Consider the following 26,002-nt stretch of genomic DNA (forward strand, 5'->3'; position numbering starts at 1 on the left):
CCGTGAAACATATAAGCCTGTAGGGAATCCGGGCAGGGAGCCACATTGCATGAACACTGATCACACGGACCAGACCACCTCTCCGCCCCTGTGGCTGCTGGATGCAACAGGGCAGATGCTAGGCCATGATACCCTCAATGACAGGATCATCCGGCAGCTTTTTGATACCCGGGCCGTGCCAGGATTGAGCCTCCATCTACAGTCCCCCCTGACACGGCGCAATTATGCTTCCTCCCCCATCCGGGCCCGTTTCAGGAAACAGGCGTCCCTGCCCTTTCCCCTGCCGGAAATTGACGTTTTCTCCACATTGCAGGACAGCATCGCCCTGCGTTGCGTAGACGGCAACCAGGGGTGGATCAGCATTGGCACCGATCTCCATGAGATTCATTTCGATGCACCGAAAATGACCCCACTGGGGTATTTCCTGCCTCTGACAGGTGAGGCCCTGCTCGGACTTGCCATGCTCTTTGACCGGGGCCTGGCCAGCGTCCGGACAGCTGATGGCACGATGATCGGCCCAGCCTCCTTCCTTTCGGAAAAACCTCACGGGCTGGCACTCGGCCCCATCACGACATGTCTGGCTGACCATCTGGAGACGCTCATCCAGCTTGGCAGGCTTCCGCCAGGGCAGGAACTCTCCCATTCCTTCGGGCAGGACCATCTCACCTTCCGCCGGGCAGACTGATCCGACATGAAAAAAGGCTCTCCGGCATGATATCCGGAGAGCCTTTTAACTGTTCCCCTTCCGGTCATACCGGAAGAGGAAGCGAAAAGCGGTTTCAGCCCTTCAGTGCCTTGCGGACACCTTCAGCATAGGCCGGGTCAACCTTTTCGAAGAGACCCAGCTGACGCTCGACGATGTTCTGCGGCACGCCAGCCATGGCACCGGCAATGTTGTTGTACAGGCGCTGTTTCTGGGCATCATCGAAGAGATGATACAGAGCACGCGGCTGTGCAAAGTCATCACCATCGCTACGGTGATCGTAGTAGGTGGCGTCCCCGCTCACGCGCAGCGGCGGCTCCATCGCAGCCTTGTCTTCAACCGGACCACCGAAGGAGTTCGGCTCGTAGAAGTCGCCATCGCCACGCTTCGGCTCATCAAAGCGCATGGCACCATCAAGATGATAGTTCTTCACCTTGAACTTCGGACGGTTGATCGGCAGGGACTCGTAATGTGTGCCGACACGGTAGCGGTGAGCATCCGCATAGGCGAAGATACGGCCCTGAAGCATCTTGTCCGGAGAGAAACCGATGCCCGGCACGATGTTGGACGGGGAGAAGGAAGCCTGCTCAACCTCGGAGAAATAATCATCCGGGTTGCGGTTCAGCTCCAGCTCACCGACTTCGATCAGCGGATAGTCCTTGTGAGACCAGACCTTGGTCACGTCAAACGGGTTGAAGTTGACGCGCTCGGCCTCTTCCTCTTCCATCACCTGGATGTAGAACGTCCATTTGGGGAAGTTCCCCTTCTCGATGTTCTCGTACAGGTCTTCCTGGGTGGACTCACGGGTTTTGGCCACGACCTCAGCAGCTTCCTCGGTCGTATAGAACTCATGGCCCTGCTGGGTCTTGAAGTGGAACTTCACCCAGAAGCGCTCACCCTTGGCATTCCACAGTGAATAGGTGTGGCTGCCATACCCGTTCATGTTGCGGATGCCCTTGGGGATGCCACGATCGGACATCAGGATCGTCACCTGATGCAGGCTCTCCGGGCTGAGGGACCAGAAGTCCCAGGCTGCCGTTGCGGAACGCAGGTTTGTGCGGGGATGACGCTTCTGCGTATGGATGAAGTCCGGGAACTTGATGGGATCACGGATGAAGAAGACCGGGGTGTTGTTGCCCACCAGGTCCCAGTTGCCGTCATCCGTGTAGAACTTCAGGGCCCAGCCACGCACGTCACGCTCGGCATCGGCAGCACCACGCTCACCGGCCACGGTGGATGCACGCAGGAACATGTCCGTCTTCTTGCCGACCTCGGAGAAGATGGATGCGCAGCTGTACTTCGTGATGTCCTTGGTGATGGTCAGCGTTCCATGAGCACCAACGCCCTTGGCGTGCACGGTACGCTCCGGGATGCGCTCACGGTTCTGATGAGCGAGCTTCTCTATCAGCTGATAGTTTTCCAGCAGAAGCGGTCCGCGAGGACCGGCAGACTTGCTGTCCTGGTTGCTGACCCAAGGGGCACCAGCGGTCGTGCGAATGATATTCTTATCAGACATTCAAGGACTCCTACCTTTTATCTGACCATGGAAAATAGGTAACATCCGGAGGAAAAGGAAAATGATTGATCCTGTTTCACTAATAAACAGTCCTGATCCAGTCCGATATCAACCCTCGATTAGGGAAAGTAGGCAGGTTTTCGGACAGTGTCCATCCCCTCTTTCTTCAAAAAGAATGTGAAGTTCTATTTGATCAATGTCATTGAACAGAGACATCACCTCAGTTTATGAGAATGATATGCAATAACGTATTCCTGTTTATTTCAGTCATCAGCAGGACCAGTCAGCTTCCTCAGAACAGTCGGGCCATTTTCATGAAAATGAAGGTCACGGCCATGGCAGCCACACACAGCCCACCAGCAAAAATGGTCCCCAACCCACCAGAGGCCAGAAACATGCCCCCCGTATTCATGCCGAAGAACCCCGTGACCAGCGTGGCCGGCAGCATGAGGGTCGTCACGATGGACACGATGCACAGACGGCGGTTTGTTTCTTCCGCCTGGCTGGAAGCCAGCTCATCCTGTAGGGAACGGGCCCGATCCTGCAAGGCAATGAGATCATCAAGGGCTGCGTGAATCTGCCGTTCAGCCCGGTCCCGCAGGTCATCCTCGGCCCATTCCGGCAGCTCGAGGTCTTCATCCCGCAGGACACGGTCGATCGGCATGACAACACGCCGCAGCTCTGTCGAGCGGCGCCTCACCTTACCCACGATACCACCAAGATGCCCAAGATCGGACCCGTGGACAATGGCCAGCAGAACATCTTCCGCCCTGTCCAGCTCGTCATCAAGCTGGGCCAGCTGGCGGCGGACCGTTCCGGTAAAATCCCGCAGGACACGGTCTATCACCCCAGCCGGATTGCGGGGTACCCCCTGTGTCTGGAGAGACCGGTAGGCCGACCCCAGTACGGGAATGGGCGTGCGCCGTGTCGTGATCAGGATATTCTGCCGCATGGCAAAGCGCCAGGCACAAATCTCCCGGTCTTCCTCCGCCAGGGCATCGTCAAAGGCGGGCAGGGCCCCCCAGACCGTATCATCGGCAGCTTCAAGGGCAATGCCGTAATCCGTTTCCGCCAGCATGGTCCCCACATCTTCCGGCATCCCCGGCAGCCGCCCCACATGGGTACGGGCAGAACTGTGAACCGTATCGAAATGCAGCCAGCACCAGCCATTCTCTCCGGACGCCGCCTCATAGCCTTCTTCCCCGGGAGACTGGAGGATACGCTGCACGTCCTCGGCATCCAGCGGCATGATCCCCTGCCCCGGCACGGCACGGACAGCCCAGACAAGCCCCTTGATCCGGGCCATGGGGTGGGCCTCCTTCAGGGACGGGTCAAGCACTGTAAAAGGAAAATTCGGAACAGTATTGTCGGGCACAGCCACCCCCCATTACAGTTTTCCTGCCCGGACTGAAGGCGGCAGGACATCCCTTTGCACCGGGAAGAGCCAAGGCTCCAGACACATGAATACCGCCCGTTCTCTGACACGTTGCCCGATGGGACGCAATATGGATGACACCATTTTGTAACGGAAAACTGTTGGTCCGTTCTTCTTTCCAGCCTTACGGCAAGGCTCTATAGTTTCCCGGTGCAGGAACCGCATGGAGGCCTCGCCTGCCTGCTGTTCCATCCATGATCATCAACTGCCAAAAACCAAGGAAACACATATGGCTACGCAGGACTACAAGGTTCGTGACATGTCCCTGGCCGACTGGGGCCGCAAGGAAATCTCCATTGCCGAGGGCGAAATGCCGGGCCTGATGGCCCTCCGCGAGGAATATGGCGCCAGCCAGCCGCTGAAGGGCGCCCGGATTGCCGGCTGCCTGCACATGACCATCCAGACCGCCGTGCTGATCGAGACGCTGATCGCCCTCGGTGCCACAGTCCGCTGGTCCTCCTGCAACGTATTCTCCACCCAGGACCAGGCAGCTGCCGCCATTGCCGCCGCCAACATTCCCGTTTTCGCCTGGAAGGGCATGAACGAGGAAGAATTCATCTGGTGCATCGAGCAGACCATCAAGGGGCCGGATGGCTGGACCCCCAACATGATCCTTGATGATGGTGGTGACCTGACAACCCTCATGCATGAGAAATACCCCGAGCTCCTCAAGGAGGTCCGTGGCATTTCCGAGGAAACCACGACGGGCGTGCATCGCCTCTGGGACATGGAGCGCAAGGGGCTGCTCAAGGTTCCTGCCATCAATGTCAATGACAGCGTGACCAAGTCCAAGTTCGACAACCTCTATGGCTGCCGTGAGAGCCTCGTGGATGCCATCCGCCGTGGCACCGATGTCATGATGGCCGGCAAGGTGGCTGTTGTGGCCGGTTATGGTGACGTGGGCAAAGGCTCTGCCGCTTCCCTCCGCAGCGCAGGCTGCCGCGTGCTGGTGACGGAAGTTGACCCGATCTGCGCCCTTCAGGCTGCCATGGAAGGTTATGAGGTCGTCACGATGGAAAATGCCGCTCCCCGTGGCGACATCTTCGTGACCTGTACCGGCAACGAGGACATCATCACCATCGAACATATGCGTGAGATGAAGGACCGGGCCATTGTCTGCAATATCGGGCATTTTGACAGCGAGATTCAGGTCTCCGCCCTGCGCAACCACAAATGGACCAACATCAAGCCGCAGGTTGATGAGATCGAGCTGGCCCCGAACCGCCGCCTCATCCTTCTCTCCGAAGGCCGTCTGGTCAATCTGGGCAACGCCACAGGCCATCCGTCCTTCGTGATGTCCGCCTCCTTCACCAACCAGACGCTGGCACAGATCGAACTCTGGAATGCAAAACCGGGCCAGTATGAGGCAGGAAAAGTTTATACTCTGCCAAAAATCCTTGATGAAAAGGTTGCCGCTCTCCATCTTGCAAAGGTGGGCGCCACGCTCTCCAGAATGACACAGGCTCAGGCGGATTATATCGGGGTGTCCCCCAACGGGCCGTTCAAGCACGACCTGTACCGTTACTGATCCTTTCTGTCACTGTTCCCTGCCATCATTTCCGATGGCAGGGTCATAACCGACCAGTCATTCCTGCTTTCAGGGAAGGAACATATCATGGGTCTTTTCAACGACATCGTTTCCAAGGTTTCCAGCTTCGCCACGAGCCTGTTCGGCTCTTCTGCCAAGGCGGCGGATACGGCACAGCCAGCTGCCGGTGCTGCGGCTCCGTCCATCGCACAGGTGGATGTGGATGCCGTTCTGAAGGAACTGGCCGCCAAGGCTGGCCAGCCTCTGAACTACAAGGAATCCATCGTCGATCTGCTCAAGCTCCTGGGCCTCGACAGCTCCCTGCAGGCCCGTCAGAGCCTTGCTGACGATCTGCACTATACCGGGGACAAGAACGACACGGCCACGATGAATGTCTGGCTCATCAAGCAGGTCTATACCGAGCTTGCCAACAATGGCGGCAAGATCCCTGCTGGCTGGGGCCACTGAGTCCATATCTGGTCGGTATCCCTGTAACTGACCAGATGAAAAACCCCTCCGTCCAAATCATGGGCGGAGGGGTTTTTTCGTACCTGATACCTGTCAGATATCCAGCAGCAGACGACGGGGGTCCTCGATCAGCTCCTTGAGCCTCACAAGAAAACTGACCGCTTCCCGTCCATCCACCAGACGATGATCATAGGACAGGGCCACATACATCATGGGCCGGATGACAACCTGCCCATCCCGGGCCACGGGCCGGTCCTGGATGGCGTGCATCCCCAGCACACCGGACTGCGGTGCATTGAGAATGGGCGTGGACAGCAGGGACCCGAAAATCCCGCCATTGGTGATGGTAAAGCTGCCACCTTCCAGTTCTTTCAGGGCAAGGCCACCCTTACGAGCCCGTTTGCCATAATCGGCAATGCGGCGCTCCAGCTCGGCAAAACCAAGTGTCTCGGCCTTCCGCAGCACGGGCACGACCAGTCCCCGTTCCGTCCCCACGGCAATGCCCAGATTGACATGATCCTGATAAACAATCTCATGTCCTTCAATCCGGGCATTCAGCACCGGAAAATCCTTCAGGGCCCCTACGACAGCACGGGCAAAAAACGACATGAAACCCAGACGGGCCCCCTCATGCTTCTTCTCGAACAGCTCCCGATACTGGCTCCGCAGCGCCTTGACGGCACTCATGTCAATTTCATTGAACGTTGTCAGAATGGCGGCACTGTTCTGGGCTGCCTTGAGATTCCGGGCAATGGTCTGACGCAGGCGGCTCATCGGCACACGCCGCTCCCCCGTTCCCCTGTCTTCGGGAAGGGAGGCCACCGGTTCAGCCACAGCAGGAGCCGGATGAGTGACAGCTCCTCCCGTCACCACGGGCTGCTCTCCCTCTGCTGAAGCAGCTGGACCATGGTCCGTCACATCCTGCACCACGTCCTGGCTGTCCTGCTGCCTGCTTTCCTCAACCGCAGGGGCTGCTGCCTGATCATCCACGAATGCAATGACCTGCCCGACCTCAACATCCGTTCCTTCCGGCAGATCATGGCTCAGTGCCCCGGCTGCCGGAGCCGGCACATCCAGCGTGACCTTGTCCGTTTCCAGCTCAAGAACCGTCTCACCAGCCTTCACGTAATCGCCAGACTGTCTGAGCCAACGCATCACGGTTGCCTGTTTCAGGCTTTCACCAAGCACAGGGACTTTAATCTCAACCGTCATCGTGACTCCTGTCCTTCCAGAACTTGAAACATGGTCCCGGCCTCCCACCTCCCGGAAGAGACCCGGCCTCTCATTAGCCTTATATCTCCCTATGAGGCTATAGGGTAAAGCCTTCTCTTTGTCTTTTCACTTTTCCAGCAGGAAACCTTTCATGACCAGAACCCTGCCCGCTTTTCTTCAGTCAGACCACATATCCTCTCGGACACGCACTGCCCTGCTCGAAAGAATGGAACAGGAACAGGGCCAGAGGAAACATCTTTCCCCAGAGGCTTTTCAGCTTCTTGAGCTGGTCTGTGATGACATTCTGCCACAGGCACCACTTCTGGGTGAGCTGCATCTCAATCTGGCAGTCATGATCGATCAGGCTCTCGCCGGGCCTGGAGATGGATGGCGTTTTGCCGATCTGCCGACAGATATGGCCGCCTGGGAAGATGGTCTTGCCTCTCTGGAACTGTATGCCCGGGGCCTTTTTGGACAGGATTATGCCTCTCTTGACACGGATCAGCGTGGTACGCTGCTGGACAGGGCTTTTGATGGCTCCCTGCCGGTCAATGCTCAGGCGCCTTTTTCAGCCTCACAGATGAAGTTGTGGAGTGGTGATCTCCGCAACCAGATCGTTGCAGCGTTTCTGGCGCATCCGATTGCACAGGAACGGCTTGGAATTTCCTCCAGCCTGACTGGTGGAGACAAGGAAATTCAAGGGTTTTCGGCTGAATCACTGACCAAAAAAGAGGCTTTTGAGCCGGAAAATGAGCGCCGTTTTTCAAAAATGGCATGAAGGAGAATTTCAGGGCTTTTCCGCCTCTGGAAGAAACAGGAAAAAGGGATCGTAGGGACATGAACCAAGGTCTTTCTTCATGGCGGCAAGCCAGTCTGGAGCTGGAATGGAAGAAAGGACAGCCAGACAACACAACATATGAATTTACAAATCTTAGATTTAGATGTTGTTGAAAGACCTTGTGGAAACCGGGGTACCCGGCTTTCGAAAAATGTACCCCAGCTTACTCACAGTGTGTACAACCTCTGAAGGCAAGTTAGAGCAAGGGGTGCAGAACGTTATCCCTCTTTTTCCACAATGAGGCTGTGTACAATCCCCGTTTCATAAGGGGGTACAGTACCGTCCCCGGTACTCGGTACCTCTCCCGCTTCGGGCCGTACTGTCCCCATGTACCCCAGTACGAACATCTTTGATCCATAAGTGATGGAAACAGTTGCATGATGCAGAAAACGCATAATGATTTTTCACAGGAAACTGCCGATGTTGTCGTCATCGGGACGGGCGCGGGCGGCGCACCGCTCATTGCGCGACTTGCCATGGCAGGGCGGAAGGTCGTGGCGCTGGAAGCCGGCCCTTCTTTCAAGGCCAGGTCCCACACGCCGGATGAGCCGACAGCACAGGAACTGTACTGGCTGCATGAGCGTCTATCTGGTGGGGGAACACCGCAGGCCTTTGGGGGTAATAACAGTGGAACAGGGATTGGGGGGTCCCTGCTTCATTACGGGGCTTTCCTGCCGCGCATGGATCCCCGGGATTACCGCCTGTACAGTGAGAGCGGGAAAGGGGTGGACTGGCCTTTCGGGGCCGAAGAGCTTCAGCCTTACGTGGAAGAGGTAGAGCGCTTCATAGGTGTGAGTGGCCCAGCGTCTTATCCCTGGGATGAGAGCCGCCATTATGCCTATCCGCCCGCAGCACCCAACAATGCCGCCCTGAAGATGCGTCAGGCCTGTGACAATGTAGGGCTGCGTCATGCAGATGGTCCTCTGGCTGTCATCACGAAAGCTCATGACCAGCCTCATTTTGGCCGACGGGAAGCCTGCGTGAATTGCGGTGCCTGTCATCAGGGTTGCCGGAACGGGGCGAAATCGGGCGTGGACAACACCTATCTGCCACTGGCCTGTGCCCATGGGGCTGAACTGCGTCCTGGCTGCATGGCGACGGGGTTTGAGCGGGACAGCCAGGGGCGGATCACGGCGGTCATCTATGTCCGTGACGGACGGGAGGAACGGCAGAAATGCCGGGCTGTTGTCCTGTCTGCCGGAGCGGTGGAAACGGCCCGCCTGCTGCTGAACAACGGTCTGGCGAACAGTTCCGGGCAGGTGGGACGCAATTACATGACGCATGTATCCACGCAGGTCTGGGGTGTGTTTGATGAAGAAACCCGGCCCAACAAGGGTTACCCATCCCTGACCATTTCCGAAGACATGCTGAGGCCAAAGGATGCCGACTTTGCGGGAGGGTATCTGCTCCAGTCCCTGGGCATGATGCCGCTCACATGGGCTGCCAATCTGGTCCGGGCGGATGGGCGCCGTGGTGAGGCCCTCAGCCGCACGCTGGCAGCCTACAATTACAGTGCGGGTATCGGGATGCACGGGGAAAGCCTGCCACGGGATGAAAACCGTGTGACCCTGTCTGATGAAAAAGACGCTTTCGGTCTGCCCAAACCACGGATCGACCATACATACGGCCCCAATGAGGACGCCATGCATCGCCATGCATCCCGCCTGATGGTGAAGATGTGGGAGTCCATCGGGGCGAAGGACATCCGTGTCATCAGCCGGGCCGCACACATGATCGGCACCTGCCGGATGGGAACCGATGCAGGAGCGGCCGTGGTCAATCCATATGGGCGCAGTTTCGACATCGACAATCTGTGGATCAGCGACCACTCCACCTTCCCGAGTTCCGGTGCGGCCAATCCGGCCCTGACAATCATGGCCCTTGCCCTGCGTACGGCGGATGCCATGCTGAAAGTGGTCTGAAAGGCTGGCCCTGCCCCGCAAGGAGGGCCCGCTTGACAGTGCGGCCCTCTTTCACCTAGGAAGAAAGCCGACCTGATGGTGGCGGCGTCCTGCTTTGCCTTCCGGGTCATCTCCTTCGCACCGGAAGGCAGTTTTGCCAGTTCCCTGTGGGGCGGCAGCCCTGACTGTCCCTGAGGTCCGGCATGCCCCGTGGCGCATGGTCCTGCCGTGCGGGTACCCGGCCTGTATTCTGGTTTTTCGTCTATTCCGATTAGTTACCCCACCGGGGCATATCAAGGCGCATCATTTCATGCATCTCGCCGAACTGAAGAAGAAATCCCCTGCTGATCTGCTGGCTTTTGCTGAAGAGCTGGAGGTCGAAAATGCATCATCCCTGCGCAAGCAGGACATGATGTTTGCCATCCTCAAGACTCTCGCCGAGCGTGAGCAGGCCATTTATGGCGAAGGAACGCTCGAGATCCTGCCGGATGGTTTCGGCTTTCTGCGCAGCCCGGAAGCCAATTATCTGCCCGGCCCGGATGATATCTATGTGTCTCCGGCCCAGGTGCGCCGCTTTGCCCTGCGGCCTGGTGATACGGTGGAGGGTGAGATCCGGGCGCCCCGGGATGGAGAGCGCTATTTTGCCCTCCAGAAGGTCAATACCATCAATTTTGAGGCACCGGAGCAGGTCCGTGCCCGTATCAATTTCGACAACCTGACCCCCCTCTTCCCCGAGCGCCGTCTCCGCATGGAAACCGAGCCGACAGGGGAAGCTGGCGCTGCTCCGGCCCCTGCCAAGGGCAAGGGGCGTGATCGCAAGGACCAGAAGGATTACACCTCCCGTGTGATTGATCTGGTCTCTCCCATCGGCATGGGGCAGCGTGCCCTGATCGTTGCACCGCCGAGAACGGGTAAGACGGTGATGCTTCAGAGCATTGCTGCTTCCATTTCTGCCAATCACCCGGATGTGTTCCTTATCGTTCTGCTGATTGATGAACGACCTGAGGAAGTGACGGACATGGCCCGGTCCGTTCGTGGTGAGGTCGTTTCCTCCACCTTTGATGAACCGGCCCACCGCCATGTGCAGGTGACGGAAATGGTGCTGGAAAAGGCCAAACGCCTTGTCGAGCATAAGCGTGATGTGGTCATCCTGCTGGATTCCATTACCCGTCTGGCCCGGGCCTATAACACGGTCGTTCCCTCATCCGGCAAGGTGCTGACCGGTGGTGTGGATGCCAACGCCCTCCAGCGGCCGAAGCGTTTCTTCGGTGCGGCCCGTAACATCGAGGAAGGTGGCTCCCTGACCATCATTGCCACGGCCCTGATTGATACAGGCTCCCGCATGGATGAGGTCATCTTTGAAGAGTTCAAGGGCACGGGCAACTCCGAGCTGATGCTGGACCGCAAGCTGGCAGACAAGCGCACCTTCCCGGCCATCGACATCACCAAGTCCGGCACCCGCAAGGAAGAGCTGCTGGTGGACCGGGCCTCTCTTTCCAAGATGTGGGTCCTGCGCCGCATCCTTGCCCCGATGGGCACGATGGATGCCATGGACTTCCTGCTGGACAAGCTGCGTTACAGCAAGACCAATCAGGACTTCTTCGATGCGATGAACAACTGATTAACAGCCTGGTCTGTTGTCCATGAAAGAAAAGGGAGGGCCATGCATATGGCCCTCCCTTTTCTGTAGGTGAAGTCCATGTCAGACCATCAGCCATGGGGGATCAGAAGGTGAAGGAAGCTTGCCATCAAGATGATGGCAAGAGTGCCCATTCCCCAGAGGGCCAAGAACCACGCTAGACGTTTGGAGAAGGAGGCTGGCACCTTCTTCTCATCGTATGTGGTGAACTTAGTGATATTCATCGGCTTTTGTGACCTTTCCACGGAAAAGATAGTAGGAATAGATCGAATATCCCGTGATGATGGGGAGTAGGATGACGGTCCCGACGAGCTGGAAAAGCTGGCTGGGAACTGGAGATGCCACATCCCACAGGGTCAGGGTTGGTGGTACAGCGTAGGGCCAGATGGTAATGGCCAGGCCAACCAAGCTGAGCAGGAACCATCCAATGGCGCACAGGAAAGGCGTGATGGCGTGTTCCTTGTCTAGGGTCCGCCACATCAGGAAACCGGCCAGTGCCACCAGTAGAGGAACAGGCAGGCCGAACAGAATGTTCGGAAAGGCAATCCAGTGATGGAGATAGGGCGCATGGAGAAACGGCGTCCAGCAGCTAACGGCAATGATGCAGAGAATCATCAGAATGGATAATCTTTTGGACCAGCGGCGGCATCGTGCTTCCAGTTCATCGGATGTGCGCCAAACGAGCCAGGTCGTACCAAGAAGAGCATAACCTGTAACAACGGACAGGCCACAAAGAACGCTGAACGGTGTCAGCCAGTCCATGGCTCCTCCGGCAAAGGCACCGTGGCTTGTATGCACCCCCTGAACGTACCCGCCAAGAATGCAGCCCTGACAGAAAGCGGCAAGTGTGGACCCTGCCATGAAGCCCGTATTCCAGAAGGCCCGATGGTTGGGTGAGTGCGCCATGATGCGGAACTCGAATGCAACACCACGGAAGATCAAAGCCCCCAGCATGATGATGATGGGGATATAGAAGGCAGGCAGCAGCGTGCTGTAAGCACCGGGGAAAACACCGAACAGGGTTGCTCCACCCAGAACCATCCATGTTTCATTACCATCCCAGACGGGGGCAATCGTGTTGATCATGATGTCACGATGCTCCGGCTTTTTCTCGAAAGCAAAGAGCATGCCAATTCCCAAGTCAAAGCCATCAAGGATGACGTAGACCGAAATGGCCAGAATGACGATGAACGCCCAGATGAAGGGAAGATAGAATGCAAGGCCGGACATGTTATGACGCATCCTTGTTCTGAGAGATCGTATGATGATGGCTACCTAGGATCATGATGTCATCGTTGGTGTTGTCAGCAGCTTCTGGGGTGGCCCGTAGCAGGCGGATGAGCATCAGGAGGCCTGAGCCGAAAACAAAGAGATAGACCGCAACAAAAAACAGCATGGAAAAAGACAGGCTGGAGAGTGCCAGCGGTGAGGCGCTGTCTTTCGTGCGAAGCAGGCCATAGACCGTCCATGGTTGCCGCCCGACTTCTGTCGTAACCCAGCCACAGAGCAGAGCCAGAAACCCAGCTGGTGCCATGGTGAGTATCACCCGCAGGAAAAGAGGATGGTCGAACAAACGCTGTCGGCGCCGCAGCCAGAGTGACCAGAGGCCGCAGAGCAGCATAAGCCCCCCTAGGGCAATCATGATGCGGAAAGAAAAGAACACGATTGGTGCCGGGGCCCGCTGGTCTGCCGGATAATCTTTCAGGCCGGGCACCTTGCCGTTGATATCATGGGTCAGGATGAAGGAGCCCAGTAGCGGAATCCCTATGGCGTAATCCGTACGTTCTGTCTTCATGTTCGGGATGCCGAACAACAGTTCAGGGGCTCGTGTTTCGCTTGTCCAGTCGCCTTCCATGGCGGCAATCTTGGCGGGCTGATATTTCAGGGTGTTCAGCCCATGCATGTCGCCCGCTATGATCTGGAGAGGGGCTGTGATGACAATCATCCAGAGGGACAGGGAGAACATGAGGCGGATCGTACTGTCTGCCTGTGTACCTCCCTTTTTGGCCTTGAGCAGATGCCATGCACCTGCGGCAGCTACCGTGAAGGCCACTGAAAGCATGGCAGCCAGCCCCATATGGGTGATCCGGTAGGGAAAGGATGGATTGAAGATGATGGCCAGCCAGTCATGGGGCAGGAAATGGCCTGTCTTTTGGTCAATGACATAGCCTTGTGGGGTTTGCATCCATGAGTTGGATGCAAGGATCCATGTCATGGAGATCAGCGTTCCTGTAGTGACGGCACAGGTTGCAAAGAAATGCATTCTGCGGCCGACACGGTTCAGCCCGAACAGCATGACACCAAGGAAACCAGCCTCCATAAAGAAGGCCGTCATGACTTCGTAAGAGAGAAGCACGCCTGTGATGGGCCCTGCCTTGGCAGAGAAGCCTGCCCAGTTGGTACCGAACTCGTAGGCCATCACGATGCCAGAGACGACCCCCATGCCGAAGACGATGGAGAAGATTTTCAACCAGTATTTAAAGAGATTCAAATAACGGTTATCATTCGTTTTTAACCACATGCCTTCAAGAAAGGTGAGGAATACAGATAGACCGATCGAAAATGCTGGGAATATTATATGTACGCCAACGGTAAAGGCGAATTGTATTCGTGCGATTGTGAGAGGTAACTCATGGTCATTAACCATATATAATCATTCCTTTTCGTTGGAATGGGAGGAATTTGACATTTTTTCATTATTGATTTTGGCGAGTTTTCAACAATTGATTTTATTTTTCTTCTTATAAATATTTTTTAAATAAAAAATTCCCGTCATTTTTTGCGGGGTCAGGCCGATGGCAGGTGATGAAAATTTGCCATCATATTTTTGTAAGATCATGTGATGATCAGCTTTGGCAATAAGGTAAGGCTGGATGATCCCGTGTTTCAGGAACTGGATGCTTCTTGTTCCAACCCCAGCAGGAAGGCCTTGCTCTCTGCGCCTTCAAACCCGCTATAGTCACCATGGCCCCTGCCGTGGGAGGGCAGGACACGGTGGCAGGGAATGAGAATGAGCAGCGGGTTGCGGGCCACGGCCTGACCGATGGACTGCGGGCTTCCGCCGACAGTTTCGGCCAGGTCGCCATAGGTCCGGGTCTGCCCGTGCGGAATGGCACGCAGGGCCGCCCAGACACGTTTCTGATAGGCCGTGCCATCAAGCATCAGTGGAATGGACTGGAAATCCACCGGCTCTCCATCAAAATAATCCTGCATCATGTCCCGCACTTTCAGCAGGAGGGGCGTCTCACTCTGGTCCCGGCCCCAGCCTTCATCAAGGGAGACGATCTGCCCCTCTTCTTCGCTGAGGGTCAGGGCACCGAGGGGAGAATGGAAAGAAAGCTGTGGCATGGCTGTCAGGCTGCCCCTTTTGCGGGAGAGCGTCAATTCTTTCTTTGGCCCGCTGCTTTTCGGGCATGAGTGCTGTATGAAAGGCGGCATGACATCATCCAGCATTTCCACCCAGACGGTTTTTGCGTTGGCGACAGGCCCGGTGCAGGGGGCGATTGCGGTCATGCGGGTCAGCGGGCCGGAGAGTGCGGCCCTGCTGGCGGCTCTCTGTGGTGCCCTGCCAGCTCCCCGTCATGCCAGCCTGCGGGCCTTGCGGCATGAAGGTGACGTGCTGGATCACGCTCTCGTCCTCTGGCTGCCGGGGCCTCGGTCCTATACGGGGGAAGACAGCTTCGAGCTGCATCTTCATGCCGGTCCGGCCATCGTGGAGGCAGTGGCGCAGGCCCTTGTTTCCTTTGGTGCCCGCCCTGCCGAACCGGGAGAGTTCACCCGTCGGGCCGTGCAGGCAGGACGGATGGACCTGTTGCAGGCCGAGGCCATAGCCGATCTGATTGAAGCCGATACGCAGGCCCAGCGGCATCAGGCCCTGAAACAGGCTGATGGTGCCCTGAGCCAGCTTTACACGGAATGGGCGTCCCGCCTGCGGCAGGTTCTGGCCCAGCAGGAAGCCCTGATCGATTTCCCGGATGAGGAACTCCCCCCGGAGGTGGAAGACGCCCTGCTGGGTGACTGCCGGACCCTGGCGGAAGAGATGCAGGCCCATCTGGCCGATGAACGGGGCGAGATCGTCCGTGATGGTCTGAAGATCGTTCTGGCGGGGGCACCGAATGTGGGAAAATCCAGCCTGCTGAATGCGTTGAGTGGTCAGGATGCTGCCATCGTCACGCAGAAGGCGGGTACGACACGGGATGCCATCGCCGTGGACTGGATGATAGAGGGCATCCGTGTCCGGCTGATTGATACGGCAGGCGTGCGGGAGACGGAGGATGAGATCGAGGCGGAAGGCATCCGCCGGACCATGCGGCACGTGAAAGAGGCCGATCTGCTCTTTCATCTTGTCGGGCCGGGGGATGAGACGCCCCTGCTGGCGGATCACGCCATAAGGCTGCGGACGAAGACGGACCTCGCCCCGGCACGGGAGGGTGAGCTTGGCATCCATACGAAGGATGAAGCCGGTCTGGCCCCTCTGAAGGCATGGCTGAAAGCTCATCTGGCCCGTCTCATGGCTCAGCGTGGCACCCCGCCCCTGACCCGTGCCCGCCATCGGGCAGGGCTGAAGGAGGCACAGGAACATATGACCCGTGCGCTGGAAGCCCCATGGCCGGAGGTGCGAGGAGAGGAGCTGCGTCTGGCCATGCAGGCCCTTGGCCGACTGACGGGCCATGTGGATGTGGAAGCCCTGCTTGATACGATTTTTGGCCAGTTCTGTATAGGAAAGTGACGTTACCTCAATGAGCACATCACCTGCGCAAACCTATGATGTCATCGTGGTGGGGGGCGGTCATGCCGGGACGGAAGCCGCCGCTGCCGCTGCCCGCTTCGGGGCCCGGACATTGCTGCTGACGCACAGGCTGGACACCGTAGGCAGCATGTCCTGCAATCCGGCCATCGGAGGCATCGGCAAGGGCCATCTCGTGCGGGAGATTGATGCCTTTGATGGTCTCATGGGCAAGGCGGCAGACCGGGCGGGAATTCATTTCAAGCTGCTGAACCGTTCCAAAGGGCCAGCGGTACATGGGCCACGGGCGCAGGCGGACCGCTCGCTTTACCGGGCCGCCATACAGGACCTTCTGGCGGCCACACCAAACCTGACCATGCTGGCCGGGGCCGTGGGCGACCTGATTGTCGAGAAGGGCCATGTCCGGGGTGTGATCTGTGAGGATGGCCGCCGTTTTTCCGCCGGGGCGGTCGTGCTGACAAGCGGCACCTTCCTGCGGGGCGTGATCCATACGGGGCGGGTCAGCCAGCCAGCCGGACGCATTGGCGATGCGCCCGCCACGCAGCTTGGGGAACGGCTGGAAGCCCTGGGGCTGAAAATGGGCCGCCTGAAAACAGGCACCCCGCCCCGTCTGGCCCGTGACAGCATCGACTGGGAGGCCCTGCCTGCCGATGAGGGCGATGCCGAGCCGGAGGCCTTCAGTACGCTGACAGCCTCCCTGCCCAATAGACAGATCGTCTGCCGCATCACGCAGACAACCCCGCAGACACACAGGATCATTGAGGACAACCTGCATCTTTCGGCCATGTATGGCGGTGAGATCACCGGGCGGGGTCCCCGCTACTGCCCGTCCATCGAGGACAAGATCGTCCGTTTCGCAGGGCGGGACAGTCATCAGGTGTTTCTGGAGCCGGAGGCTCTGCCGGGCAATCCGGGTGGGGAGCTGGTCTACCCCAACGGCATCAGCACCTCCCTGCCTGCCGAGGTGCAGGCGCAGATGATCGCTTCCATGCCGGGGCTGGAGACGGCCCGCATCGTCACCCCCGGCTATGCCGTTGAGTATGATTATGTTGACCCACGGGAGCTGCGTCCGTCTCTGGAGCTGCGGGCTTTGCCCGGCCTGTATCTCGCCGGGCAGATCAATGGCACGACAGGGTATGAGGAAGCGGGCGCACAGGGTCTTCTGGCCGGTCTGAACGCTGCCCGGGCCGTGGCAGGCAGCGAGCCCCTGACGCTGGGACGGGAGGAATCCTACCTTGGCGTGCTGATTGATGACCTGACTCTGCATGGTATCAGCGAACCCTATCGCATGTTCACCTCACGGGCGGAATATCGCCTTCTCCTGCGGGCGGACAATGCGGACCTGCGCCTGACACCAAAGGCCATCGAGGCCGGATGTGTTGGCACAGAACGTGAGGCGGCCTTCCGTGAGACGGTGCGCCAGATTGATGAAGCGATGGGGGAAGCCCGGAAACCGGCCTTCCTGCCCCAGCACCTGCGGGAGCATGGCATCGAGGTCTCGCAGGATGGACGGCGGCGCAGCCTGCTGGATGTACTGGCGACACAGGCCGATGAGACACGGATTGCCAGTCTCTCTCCATGGTTTGCCGCTCTGCCGGTCCGTATCGGGCGGCATGTGCAGACAGAGGCCCGCTATGGTGGCTATCTGCGCAGGCAGGAGCGGGAAATCCAGCAGCTGAAGAGTGAGGCGGCCTTGCGCCTGCCGGATGATCTGGATTACGGGGCGATCGGGGGGCTGAGCCAGGAAATGCAGGAGCGGCTGGGGGCTGCCCGTCCGGTCGATTTCGCCGCTGCGGGGCGTGTCCGGGGTGTGACGCCCGCTGCCCTCATTGCCCTGCTTGCCCATGTCAGGAGCCGTACATGATGACGCATGTTTCACATGAAACAGAAAAGAAGCTCGCCCATTTTGCCAGCCTGCTGACCTGCTGGAATGAGAAGATCAATCTTGTCAGCCCGAAGGATATCGCCCACCTCCGCCAGCGTCACATTGAGGACAGTCTCCAGCTCGTCCCGCATGTTGCGGCTGGTGTGCGGATAACGGACCTTGGTTCTGGCGGTGGTTTCCCCGGGCTGATCGTGGCGATCGCAACAGGAAACCCGGTCACGCTGATTGAGTCCGACCAGCGGAAATGCGCCTTCCTGCGGGAAGCGGCACGGGAATGTGGTGCCCGTGTCACCGTGCTGGCAAAACGGATCGAGCAGGCAGAGGTGGAACCGGCGGACATTGTGACAGCCCGTGCGCTGGCCCCCCTGCCCCAGTTGCTCGACTGGGCACGGCCTCTGCTGAAGGAGGAAGGGTATTGTCTTTTCCTCAAGGGAAGAAAAGCGTCAGATGAGTTGACCAGTGCCCGTTCTGACTGGCACATGAGATATGAAAGTCTCCCAAGCCGAACAGACCCAGACGGGGTCCTTCTCAGGATCAGTGATTTCAGACGTGTCTAAAGCTGCTTCACATACACCGCACATCATCGCCATTGCCAACCAGAAGGGGGGTGTCGGCAAAACGACGACCAGCCTGAATCTGGCGGCAGCTCTGGCGCAGCGCAAGCGTGTCCTGCTGGTGGACCTTGACCCGCAGGGCAATGCGTCAACAGGCCTCGGGCTGGATTATGATGAGCGTGGCCGTGGCACCTATGGCGCCTTGCTGGAGGATGCCCCGGCGGAGACGCTTCTCCGTTCCAGCGTGGTGCCGAAGCTGGATGTCATGCCTGCCAATGGCGACCTGGCCGGAGCCGAGCTGGAGATGATCGACCAGGACCGGCGGGAATACCGGCTGCGGGATGCCCTGAAACCGTTGCTTAACCGGTATGACATCATTCTGATCGACTGCCCGCCCAGCCTGGGGCTGTTGACCCTCAATGCGCTTGTCGTGGCCCAGAGCGTTCTGGTGCCGTTGCAGTGCGAGTTCTTCGCTCTGGAGGGGATCAGCCAGCTGGTCCGTTCCATCGAGCGGGTGCGTCTTGCCTTCAATGCGGACCTGCATCTGGAAGGGATCGTGCTGACGATGTTCGATACTCGCAACAATCTCTCTGCTCTGGTGGCGGAGGATGCTCGTGGCTTCTTTGGTGATCAGGTCTTCAAAACGATGATTCCCCGTAATATCCGTATTTCCGAAGCACAGAGTCATGGGCGGCCTGTCATGGATTATGCCCGCAGTTCCACTGGGGCACTGGCCTATGAGGATCTGGGGGCCGAGCTGCTGAAACGGCTGAAGAAGAAAGGCTGAGCACCATGGCAAAGAAGGCATCCCCCTCCTCCCGCAAACTTGGCCGGGGTCTGGCCGCTCTTCTGGGGGATCAGGCGCCCAATCTGGCCCGTGTTGGGGCCCCGCAGGGTGAGGTTCAGGCTCCGTCCCAGCCTGGAAGTCTGGGGGTGGATCTGCTCGCTCCCAGTCCGTTCCAGCCGCGTCGGGACATGAATGAAGACCGGCTGGCCGAGCTTGCGGATTCCATCCGCTCCCGCGGGGTGATCCAGCCCATTCTTGTGAGACCGGACCCCGAGCAGAAGGGGCGGTATCAGATCATTGCTGGTGAACGCCGCTGGCGGGCTTCGCAGAAGGCGGGCCTGCATGAGGTGCCCGTCTATATCCGTCAGCTTGATGATACGGATGCCATGGCGGCGGCCATGGTCGAGAATCTCCAGCGGTCGGATCTCAACCCTGTTGAGGAAGCAATGGGGCTGCAACGGCTGCTGCAGGATTATAGCCTGACGCAGGAGGAACTGGCCGGGGCGATTGGCAAGTCCCGTTCCCACATTACCAATACCATGCGCCTGCTGAACCTGCCGGAGGCTGTTCTGGTCCAGCTGCGGGATGGTGGGCTGAGTGCCGGTCACGCCCGTGCCCTGCTCGGTCATCCCGATCCCGTGGCCGGTATGGCTGAGGTGCTGGCAAAGGGACTGAATGTCCGCCAGACGGAAGACCTCGTGGCCCGGCTGAACAAGGCGGCGAGCGAGGAGAAAGCTGTGGCGGCCCCGGCTCCGGAGATCACCCGGCTGGAGGAAGACCTCTCCGCCCGTTTCGGGCTGAAGACGCAGATACGCTTCAATGGGAAAAGTGGATCGCTGAAGATCAACTATTCCTCTCTGGAGCAGTTTGAGGCCCTCATGGCCCGTCTGACCGGACAGAGCTGATTTTTTTGAGAAAATATTTAAAATCCCCTTGTCAGCCTTCATGAAGGCTGATAGATAACCATCCATCGGTTACCGATTGTGGGCACATAGCTCAGTTGGTAGAGCAGCTGACTCTTAATCAGCGGGTCCTAGGTTCGAGCCCTAGTGTGCCCACCACAATCGGCCGGTTCCCCTGAAAAGATGTCGAAAACTTTCCGGATGCCAGCGGCAGGACACCCGCTCTGCGTTTTCTGCTGGAAAGAAGATGATCCTCTTTCTCCTAAAAACCGCTCTGTCCGCCGTGCTCGTGGCCTCCATTGCCACGGTGGCCCGTCGCCTTCCTGCTTTGGGTGCGCTCATTGCGTCCCTGCCGCTTGTGTCTGTTCTGGGGATGATTTTTCTCTGGGCTGAGAAACCGGACCGTGAGCTGATGGCCACTCATAGTGAGGCGACTTTCTGGTACGTTCTGCCATCCCTGCCCATGTTTCTGCTCATTCCCGCCCTCCTGCGGCGAGGCTGGCCTTTCTGGGGCAGTCTGGCGGTTGGCTGTGTATTGACGGTTCTGCTTTATCTTGTCGTGGTCTGGTGCGCCCGACGTTATGGTATGGCTCTGTAAATGGTCAGACAGGACATGCTCATGATTATTCTGCGTCTTGACTGACGTTACTCTGCGTTGACTTTTCATTTATTTTTTTTGAAAAATTACTCTTTCTTTCTGGAGGATGAAACGTGAAGAGTGCCAATCCGTTCGGCTATTTCATAAAAGGTATAAAAAATTAGGTGACATTCAGCGGACGGGCAACTTGTCCTGAATACTGGTATTTTAGGCTTTTTGAATGTATTTTTTATTTTGTTATTGAAATAATCTATTATATATTTGGTAGTATATTTCCATGGATTGTTTTTTCTATTTTAATGTTTTTACCGGGTATAGCTGTTGGGATGCGACGGTTACATGATACTGGTCGGTCCGGTTGGTGGGTATGGCTGCCGTCAGCATCCTTCTCAGTGATCGTTTACTATGTTGCGTTCCTGTATAAATTAAATCCGTCAGGGGGACATCTGTCCCCACTCGTTTTCCTTCCCATTATCCCATTCCTGCTTTGCCCGATCGCTACTCTCATTTTTTTGTGTCAGCCGGGGACGCCGGGGAACAACAGGTTTGGTCCTCCGCCTGGTAACGGCAGAGGCTGAGAGTAAAATCTGTTTCATGTCCTGAGAAAGGCACAAGCGATATTCAGCAAGTTTCGATGGCTGGCATCCTCATGGAGGTTGCCAGCCATTTTTTATGGGCAGACCGTTTCATGATGATGACGTGTTTCCTCATGTTAAGGATATATGGCTGGATCAGGGCACTTTATGCGGGCAGGCCGGCCATAAGTCTGTTATGGACAGGCAGGACAGGATAGGATGGCAGCGTCAGAGAAGATGAGAGTGCTATGCGTGTAAGCGATTTCAAGCCTCGGCCAGTCGCAGGGCGGCATCAGCCGGTGATAGCCCTGGTCGGGTGTGATGGAAGTGGGAAGTCCACCGTGGGGACGGCCCTGCTGGCGCTGTTGCAGGCCGAGCGGCCGACGGCTTTTTGCCATCTCGGCAAGCAGGCAGGTAATCTGGAGCGTACGCTTGCCCCCCTGCCCTTCATTGGCCCGTATGTGACAGGCAAGGCCAGGAAAGAAAACAGCCGGATACAGACCGGCAAAAAAGCAGGCGTGCTGGCGGCCGTGTCGGGTTTCGTTCTGTCCATGCGGCGTGTGTTTCGTTTCGCACTCATGCGGTGCAAACATGAACGGGGCATGGCCGTGCTGACGGATCGTTATCCGCAGAACAGTGTGCCCGGCCCCATGGATGGCCCCACTCTGGCCAATCTGAACCGGGATGGCGTCCTGCTGCGGATTTTCAGCCGGGTGGAGCGGGCGCTTTATGCACGGATGGCCCGTTTCCGGCCAGATGTCGTCATACGGCTGAATGTTGACCTGGAGACGGCCCTGCAACGCAAGCCGGACCATGTTTCTTTCAAGCTGGCCCGCAAGATTGAAGACCTTGCCCGGCTGGATTTTTCTGGTGCTCCCATCGTTGATATCGATGCCACCGAGCCGCTGGCGCAGGTGCTGGCACAGGCAGAAGAAACAGTCCGCAAGGTGCTGGCACTCTATCCCCGTTCCGGCCAGGGATTGGCTGCGCAGCCCCGGGCAGGCTGTCTGGTTTCGCTGGTTGGGTGTGATGGGTCTGGCAAGTCCAGTATCAGCCAGTCTCTGGTCCAGCATTTTTCTGAAACACGTCCAACCGTTTATGGGTATCTTGGTCTTGGTTCGGGTGATCTTGGGCGGCGGATCGGGGCTCTGCCCCTTATTGGTCCAGCGTTGGAGAAGAAGCTGAACGGCAAGGCCAAGAAGGCCCGGACCAAGGGTGAAAAAATGCCGGGCCTGATGACGGGTCTTGTTCTGTTTGTCTTTTCTCTGGTGCGGCTGAAGCGCTTTCTACGGGTCAGGCGGGCGGTCGAGAAGGGATTTCTGGTGGTGACGGACCGTTACCCGCAAATGGAAATTCCTGGCCAGTGTGATGGTCCTGGTCTTTCAGCGGCTTATAGCAGCAATCCGCTGATCCGGTTTCTGGCCTGGCTGGAACGTGGCATCTATCGTCGGATCGTGGCCTTCCGGCCTGATCTGGTCATCCGGCTGAATGTGGATGCGGAAACAGCCCATGGCCGCAAACCGGACCATGACCTCGAGGCCCTGCGGATCAAGGCGGAGCTGATGCCGCAGCTGAATTTCAATCATGCTCCGCTGGTTGAGGTCGATGCCCGCCAGTCTTACGAAGCTGTGCGGCAGGACGTGCTGGATATTCTGGCACGGCACGGGCTTGTCTGAAGCAGGAAGGCCCATCCGTTTTTCTGGATGGGCCTTGCCGCAAGGGGCGGGCGTTCAGTGTGGGCTGCGTTCCAGGAAGGCCCGGATGCGCTGGGGAATTCCCTCCGGGGATTGGAAGCGGTCCCGCCGGTAATCCTGCGTTCCCTCCAGTTTTTTCTCGATCAGCCCGTCATGGAAATCGCCCATCATGCCGTTGATCGTGGCGAGATATTCTGAAAGCTGGTCCAGCGCTCTGGAGGGGCGGATCGTGCGCAGTGTGTCATTGAAGGCCACCCGGCGGCTGATGATCTTGCGCATGACATGGAATTCATGGCCGGTTGTGGCATCCAGCGTGCGTATCAGTTTTGCCAGTCTGGCATTTTCTTTCTTCTGGTAAGCGATGATGCCTGCCGTACTGTCTTCTTTCCAGAGGGCGATGGGGGCGGCGATCAGCCAGTAATAGACCGGTGAGAGCACGACCCAGAGGATGAGGCCGTTGATCAGCGTAGCCCGCCGCTGGTGGTTTTTGAAGGCATCCTGCATGTTGCCCATGATGATGGTGACAACATGCAGCAGGAGCGGATAACGGTGCTGCCTGGTGAAATTGGCACAGGCAAAGCGCATGTGCTTGAATTTGGCCCGTGCGTATTTGAAGGCCAGCTGTTCGTCCTTGCTGGCTGTGCCAGAGAGGGCAATCTTCAGGATCAGGCGACGGAAGGCCTTGCGGTCCACGCCATGTTCGAGAAGCTGCCAGCAGAGATTGTAGCCATCCCGGATTTCAGTCTTCTCACAGGCGGGCAGGACATCCTCGGGCAGGGGGGTGTCAGGGTGGGGAACGTCATCAAGGAGAACATGCTCAAAGACGGTATCCAGCATCTTCTGAGGGAAAGCCGGTGTGCTGCGGCGGCTGGCAGAAGGGCGGAAAGGGAAAATGGGCATGGCTGGGCTGGCATCTCCTGGCAAGGTATCAGCTGCCGGGCGAGGCGGGCAGGCTGTCGGTCTGGCGGATCTCCCTTTCATGAGGGAGGATGATCCTGTTGCGGCGCAGATAGGTTATACCCATTATGGCGAACGTGGTCATGGTAGCAAAGAACATGCCCAGGGCATAGGCAAGCCCGGCGCCGTTCAGGCCGTAGTGATGGCCCATGTAGACAAGCAGCGGGACGTAAAGAATCACGGAAACGAGCTGGGCCAGCATGATGTAATGGGAGCGTCCCGCCGTGTAGAGCACGCCTTCCATTGGCAGCCCGGCGGTGAAGAAGACCAGAGCCGGAGACATCCACATCATCAGGGTTGCGGCATCGCCAAAGCGGTGACCGAACATGCTGATGACGGGTTTCCCCCCGATATAGACAACCAGCATGGCCAGCATGCCCAGTGCGCCGGAAAGGACGCTGGTCCGCAGGGCCAGCTTCCATGGGGCGGAGGTCCGTGGATCCATGAGAACGACTTCGGGGTAGTAGCTTTTCTCCAGCAGTTTTGCAGGCCGCTGGACAGCATCCAGAAACTCCATGGCGAGGGAATAGAGGCCGGCTGCCGATGTGCTGACGATCTTGCCGACCAGCAGTTTGCTGATCGGCTCCCAGACCGTTTCCAGCAGGGTGGTGATGTTGGCGGTCCAGACGAAGCCCCACATGCCCTTTGGCATCTGCCGGGCTGCCTTCAGGATGCTGGGGCGCAGCCCTTTCAGCAGGTCATGGCGTTTCAGTTCCAGCAGGGCCGTGGCCCAGAGATATATCTGGCCAGCCAGAAGAGCCAGGTACCAGGCGATGACGAAACCGGCCAGCTTCATGCCACTGCCCCATGCCAGCAGGCAGCAGACAGCCCGGACAGCTGGCGTGATGAGCTGCTGCCGGGAGACGAGGTCTATGCGGTCGAAAAGGCGGAGGATGCCGTAGGCGGCCGTGCTGCCCATGCCGGGGATCAGCGTGCAGTAGAGCAGGATCAGCAGGGTTGGCTTGTCATGGACACCCAGCACTTTGCCCAGACAGAGGAAGGCCACCATGCCGAACACCATGGAGAGAAGCCCCGCACAGATATCCAGCCCCATGGCCAGGCTGATGCTGGTCTGGACAGTCTTGCGCTCTCCCTTCTGCCAGGGAACAGCAGCATAATGCAGGACAATCTGCCAGCTCTGGAACTGGCCGATGGCGGCAATCGTTTCGATGTAGGAGGCTATCAGTGTCAGAACGCCGAAATCATGCGGGCGCAGTGTTCGCCCGGTCACGACCAGTGCGACGAGGCCCATGACAGCCCCGATGAGTTTGGTCGATCCCAGCTTTCCCGCATTTTTCAGAACAACGCGGAAAAGATCATCCTTGAACCACCCTTTCATTCTGCGGGCTCGTGGAAGGCAGGCAGTTCATTGATGGCAACAACCCGCCAGTGCCCGGCAATATGTTCGATGATGCTCAGGGAAAGATTCTGGATGCAGAAGCGCAGGGCCGTTTCCACGGGGATGTCCAGACAGTGGGCAAGAGCCATGCGAATGGCGCCGCCATGGCTAAGAATGACCATGTCTTTTCCGGCATTCTGTCGGGCATGGCTTTCCAGCGCCAGGCCGATGCGCTGGCGGACATCCACCATGCTTTCACCCTCTGGTGGACGTTCATCTGCTGCGATGGACCAGAAAGGGGGAGCCGGTTTTCTGAGCAGGGATGGAAACGTGTCGTGGGGGGTACCGTTCCATTGCCCGATGGACTGTTCAATGAAGGCGGGGTCAATCCTCATGGGAGTGGAGAAATTGCCGGCTTTCTGAATGGTCAGGCCGGTGTCGCGGGCCCGCTGGAGGGGGGAGGAAAACCATGTCGCCTTGCGGGGCAGGCGCCGGGCCAAGGCCTCGTAGGCGGGCTTCTGGCTGCGGAGATGCTGGGGACAGAGGGGCACGTCCAGCGTGCCGTACATGGTCTGTCGTGCTGCTTCTTCCACGATGGCATGACGCACCAGCCAGAAACGTGTCACACCGGCGGGGAGGTCCGGTCCATCCAGAAAATGCTCCTGAGGGTCTGGCATGGCGGGCTGCGTCACAAAAAAACCTCTCGAATGGGTCAGACAGCTGT

At 58.1% G+C, this 26,002-nt stretch carries 23 protein-coding genes and 1 tRNA gene; 15 read left to right on the top strand and 9 right to left on the bottom strand.

Going from position 1 to position 26,002, the window contains the following annotated elements:
* The first annotated feature begins 49 nt into the window (after nt 1–49).
* Nucleotides 50–685 carry a hypothetical protein gene (locus CPA54_RS06895; RefSeq protein ID WP_043559167.1) on the top strand — a complete coding sequence of 212 codons (636 nt, stop codon included), beginning with the start codon at nt 50–52 and terminating at the stop codon, nt 683–685.
* A gap of 94 nt (nt 686–779) precedes the next feature.
* On the opposite strand, the gene CPA54_RS06900 is transcribed toward CPA54_RS06895, so the two are convergent.
* Together CPA54_RS06900 and CPA54_RS06905 are read right to left on the bottom strand one after the other, a co-directional pair.
* Nucleotides 780–2,219, bottom strand: a complete 1,440-nt coding sequence (locus CPA54_RS06900) for a catalase (protein ID WP_043559164.1) — start codon at nt 2,217–2,219, stop codon at nt 780–782.
* Nucleotides 2,220–2,511: 292 nt separating this feature from the next.
* Complete coding sequence (locus CPA54_RS06905; RefSeq protein WP_166651596.1) at nt 2,512–3,525, bottom strand: CorA family divalent cation transporter; 1,014 nt, start codon at nt 3,523–3,525, stop codon at nt 2,512–2,514.
* Nucleotides 3,526–3,883: 358 nt separating this feature from the next.
* On the opposite strand from CPA54_RS06905, the gene ahcY reads away from it, so the two are divergent.
* Both ahcY and CPA54_RS06915 read left to right on the top strand, forming a co-directional pair.
* On the top strand, nt 3,884–5,182 hold the full coding sequence (gene ahcY, locus CPA54_RS06910) for an adenosylhomocysteinase (protein ID WP_043559515.1): 1,299 nt from the start codon (nt 3,884–3,886) through the stop codon (nt 5,180–5,182).
* Between the two features lie 87 nt (nt 5,183–5,269).
* Nucleotides 5,270–5,650: a DUF3597 domain-containing protein gene (locus CPA54_RS06915; protein WP_086431613.1), complete on the top strand. Its 381-nt coding sequence runs from the start codon at nt 5,270–5,272 to the stop codon at nt 5,648–5,650.
* Nucleotides 5,651–5,743: 93 nt separating this feature from the next.
* Here CPA54_RS06915 and sucB read toward each other — a convergent pair whose 3' ends face one another.
* Nucleotides 5,744–6,862, bottom strand: a complete 1,119-nt coding sequence (gene sucB, locus CPA54_RS06920) for a dihydrolipoyllysine-residue succinyltransferase (RefSeq protein WP_249085925.1) — start codon at nt 6,860–6,862, stop codon at nt 5,744–5,746.
* 151 nt (nt 6,863–7,013) lie between these two features.
* Between sucB and CPA54_RS06925 the strand changes: the two genes are divergently transcribed.
* The 3 genes from CPA54_RS06925 (at nt 7,014) to rho (ending at nt 11,222) form a co-directional block, all read left to right on the top strand.
* On the top strand, nt 7,014–7,640 hold the full coding sequence (locus tag CPA54_RS06925) for a gluconate 2-dehydrogenase subunit 3 family protein (RefSeq protein ID WP_249085927.1): 627 nt from the start codon (nt 7,014–7,016) through the stop codon (nt 7,638–7,640).
* Between the two features lie 437 nt (nt 7,641–8,077).
* Nucleotides 8,078–9,622, top strand: coding sequence for a GMC family oxidoreductase (locus tag CPA54_RS06930; RefSeq protein WP_227431473.1), 1,545 nt, complete (start codon nt 8,078–8,080; stop codon nt 9,620–9,622).
* Between the two features lie 289 nt (nt 9,623–9,911).
* Nucleotides 9,912–11,222, top strand: coding sequence for a transcription termination factor Rho (rho, locus tag CPA54_RS06935; protein ID WP_086431611.1), 1,311 nt, complete (start codon nt 9,912–9,914; stop codon nt 11,220–11,222).
* A gap of 228 nt (nt 11,223–11,450) precedes the next feature.
* Here rho and cydB read toward each other — a convergent pair whose 3' ends face one another.
* The 3 genes from cydB to CPA54_RS06950 form a co-directional block, all read right to left on the bottom strand.
* On the bottom strand, nt 11,451–12,470 hold the full coding sequence (gene cydB, locus CPA54_RS06940; RefSeq protein ID WP_249085929.1) for a cytochrome d ubiquinol oxidase subunit II: 1,020 nt from the start codon (nt 12,468–12,470) through the stop codon (nt 11,451–11,453).
* Nucleotide 12,471: 1 nt separating this feature from the next.
* Entirely contained in the window at nt 12,472–13,887 is a 1,416-nt protein-coding gene (locus tag CPA54_RS06945) for a cytochrome ubiquinol oxidase subunit I (RefSeq protein ID WP_249085931.1), read from the bottom strand.
* Between the two features lie 239 nt (nt 13,888–14,126).
* Nucleotides 14,127–14,588 carry a methylated-DNA--[protein]-cysteine S-methyltransferase gene (locus CPA54_RS06950; protein ID WP_103765676.1) on the bottom strand — a complete coding sequence of 154 codons (462 nt, stop codon included), beginning with the start codon at nt 14,586–14,588 and terminating at the stop codon, nt 14,127–14,129.
* Between the two features lie 88 nt (nt 14,589–14,676).
* Here CPA54_RS06950 and mnmE point away from each other — a divergent pair, with 88 nt between their 5' ends.
* The 9 genes from mnmE to CPA54_RS06990 all read left to right on the top strand — a co-directional run bounded on the left by mnmE (nt 14,677) and on the right by CPA54_RS06990 (nt 22,964).
* The gene (mnmE, locus tag CPA54_RS06955) at nt 14,677–15,969 is read left to right on the top strand and encodes a tRNA uridine-5-carboxymethylaminomethyl(34) synthesis GTPase MnmE (protein WP_249086029.1); all 1,293 of its coding nucleotides are present in this window, start codon (nt 14,677–14,679) and stop codon (nt 15,967–15,969) included.
* Nucleotides 15,970–15,979: 10 nt separating this feature from the next.
* A complete protein-coding gene (gene mnmG, locus CPA54_RS06960; RefSeq protein ID WP_249085932.1) occupies nt 15,980–17,851 on the top strand; it encodes a tRNA uridine-5-carboxymethylaminomethyl(34) synthesis enzyme MnmG in 1,872 nt (623 codons plus the stop codon).
* Nucleotides 17,851–18,429: a 16S rRNA (guanine(527)-N(7))-methyltransferase RsmG gene (gene rsmG, locus CPA54_RS06965; RefSeq protein WP_249086031.1), complete on the top strand. Its 579-nt coding sequence runs from the start codon at nt 17,851–17,853 to the stop codon at nt 18,427–18,429. The genes mnmG and rsmG overlap by 1 nt, the downstream gene beginning before the upstream one ends.
* Nucleotides 18,413–19,213: a ParA family protein gene (locus CPA54_RS06970; RefSeq protein ID WP_373364558.1), complete on the top strand. Its 801-nt coding sequence runs from the start codon at nt 18,413–18,415 to the stop codon at nt 19,211–19,213. The genes rsmG and CPA54_RS06970 overlap by 17 nt, the downstream gene beginning before the upstream one ends.
* A 5-nt stretch (nt 19,214–19,218) precedes the next feature.
* Complete coding sequence (locus CPA54_RS06975) at nt 19,219–20,118, top strand: ParB/RepB/Spo0J family partition protein (protein WP_043559135.1); 900 nt, start codon at nt 19,219–19,221, stop codon at nt 20,116–20,118.
* Between the two features lie 80 nt (nt 20,119–20,198).
* A tRNA-Lys gene (locus CPA54_RS06980) sits at nt 20,199–20,274 on the top strand.
* 88 nt (nt 20,275–20,362) lie between these two features.
* Entirely contained in the window at nt 20,363–20,713 is a 351-nt protein-coding gene (locus CPA54_RS06985) for a DUF3147 family protein (RefSeq protein ID WP_283163761.1), read from the top strand.
* Nucleotides 20,714–20,877: 164 nt separating this feature from the next.
* Nucleotides 20,878–21,291, top strand: a complete 414-nt coding sequence (locus CPA54_RS09265) for a DUF805 domain-containing protein (RefSeq protein ID WP_349815527.1) — start codon at nt 20,878–20,880, stop codon at nt 21,289–21,291.
* Between the two features lie 245 nt (nt 21,292–21,536).
* Entirely contained in the window at nt 21,537–22,964 is a 1,428-nt protein-coding gene (locus tag CPA54_RS06990; protein WP_219811865.1) for a hypothetical protein, read from the top strand.
* A 54-nt stretch (nt 22,965–23,018) separates the two neighbouring features.
* Here the strand turns inward: CPA54_RS06990 and CPA54_RS06995 are convergent, their stop codons facing one another.
* Genes CPA54_RS06995 through CPA54_RS07005 form a run of 3 tightly spaced genes read right to left on the bottom strand, consistent with a single transcriptional unit; the run spans nt 23,019 to nt 25,970 of the window.
* Entirely contained in the window at nt 23,019–23,963 is a 945-nt protein-coding gene (locus tag CPA54_RS06995) for a hypothetical protein (protein WP_143539955.1), read from the bottom strand.
* Nucleotides 23,911–25,278, bottom strand: a complete 1,368-nt coding sequence (locus CPA54_RS07000; RefSeq protein ID WP_052348979.1) for a lipopolysaccharide biosynthesis protein — start codon at nt 25,276–25,278, stop codon at nt 23,911–23,913. Before CPA54_RS07000 ends, CPA54_RS06995 begins: the two co-directional genes overlap by 53 nt.
* Nucleotides 25,275–25,970 (bottom strand): histidine phosphatase family protein, encoded by a 696-nt coding sequence (locus tag CPA54_RS07005; RefSeq protein WP_333645380.1) that lies wholly within the window; start codon nt 25,968–25,970, stop codon nt 25,275–25,277. The genes CPA54_RS07000 and CPA54_RS07005 overlap by 4 nt, the downstream gene beginning before the upstream one ends.
* Nucleotides 25,971–26,002: the final 32 nt, after the last annotated feature.

Origin of the sequence: Parasaccharibacter sp. TMW2.1890 (assembly GCF_023337645.1) — a bacterium.
Taxonomy (GTDB): domain Bacteria; phylum Pseudomonadota; class Alphaproteobacteria; order Acetobacterales; family Acetobacteraceae; genus Bombella; species Bombella apis.

Excerpts from the sequence above, each read along its gene's own strand:
- CPA54_RS06895 (WP_043559167.1), top strand. The coding sequence starts at position 50 with ATGAACACTGATCACACGGACCAGACCACCTCTCCGCCCCTGTGGCTG.
- CPA54_RS06900 (WP_043559164.1), bottom strand. The coding sequence starts at position 2,219 with ATGTCTGATAAGAATATCATTCGCACGACCGCTGGTGCCCCTTGGGTC.
- CPA54_RS06905 (WP_166651596.1), bottom strand. The coding sequence starts at position 3,525 with ATGGCCCGGATCAAGGGGCTTGTCTGGGCTGTCCGTGCCGTGCCGGGG.
- ahcY (WP_043559515.1), top strand. The coding sequence starts at position 3,884 with ATGGCTACGCAGGACTACAAGGTTCGTGACATGTCCCTGGCCGACTGG.
- CPA54_RS06915 (WP_086431613.1), top strand. The coding sequence starts at position 5,270 with ATGGGTCTTTTCAACGACATCGTTTCCAAGGTTTCCAGCTTCGCCACG.
- sucB (WP_249085925.1), bottom strand. The coding sequence starts at position 6,862 with ATGACGGTTGAGATTAAAGTCCCTGTGCTTGGTGAAAGCCTGAAACAG.
- CPA54_RS06925 (WP_249085927.1), top strand. The coding sequence starts at position 7,014 with ATGACCAGAACCCTGCCCGCTTTTCTTCAGTCAGACCACATATCCTCT.
- CPA54_RS06930 (WP_227431473.1), top strand. The coding sequence starts at position 8,078 with ATGATGCAGAAAACGCATAATGATTTTTCACAGGAAACTGCCGATGTT.
- rho (WP_086431611.1), top strand. The coding sequence starts at position 9,912 with ATGCATCTCGCCGAACTGAAGAAGAAATCCCCTGCTGATCTGCTGGCT.
- cydB (WP_249085929.1), bottom strand. The coding sequence starts at position 12,470 with ATGTCCGGCCTTGCATTCTATCTTCCCTTCATCTGGGCGTTCATCGTC.
- CPA54_RS06945 (WP_249085931.1), bottom strand. The coding sequence starts at position 13,887 with ATGGTTAATGACCATGAGTTACCTCTCACAATCGCACGAATACAATTC.
- CPA54_RS06950 (WP_103765676.1), bottom strand. The coding sequence starts at position 14,588 with ATGCCACAGCTTTCTTTCCATTCTCCCCTCGGTGCCCTGACCCTCAGC.
- mnmE (WP_249086029.1), top strand. The coding sequence starts at position 14,677 with ATGACATCATCCAGCATTTCCACCCAGACGGTTTTTGCGTTGGCGACA.
- mnmG (WP_249085932.1), top strand. The coding sequence starts at position 15,980 with ATGAGCACATCACCTGCGCAAACCTATGATGTCATCGTGGTGGGGGGC.
- rsmG (WP_249086031.1), top strand. The coding sequence starts at position 17,851 with ATGACGCATGTTTCACATGAAACAGAAAAGAAGCTCGCCCATTTTGCC.
- CPA54_RS06975 (WP_043559135.1), top strand. The coding sequence starts at position 19,219 with ATGGCAAAGAAGGCATCCCCCTCCTCCCGCAAACTTGGCCGGGGTCTG.
- CPA54_RS06985 (WP_283163761.1), top strand. The coding sequence starts at position 20,363 with ATGATCCTCTTTCTCCTAAAAACCGCTCTGTCCGCCGTGCTCGTGGCC.
- CPA54_RS06990 (WP_219811865.1), top strand. The coding sequence starts at position 21,537 with ATGCGTGTAAGCGATTTCAAGCCTCGGCCAGTCGCAGGGCGGCATCAG.
- CPA54_RS06995 (WP_143539955.1), bottom strand. The coding sequence starts at position 23,963 with ATGAAAGGGAGATCCGCCAGACCGACAGCCTGCCCGCCTCGCCCGGCA.
- CPA54_RS07000 (WP_052348979.1), bottom strand. The coding sequence starts at position 25,278 with ATGAAAGGGTGGTTCAAGGATGATCTTTTCCGCGTTGTTCTGAAAAAT.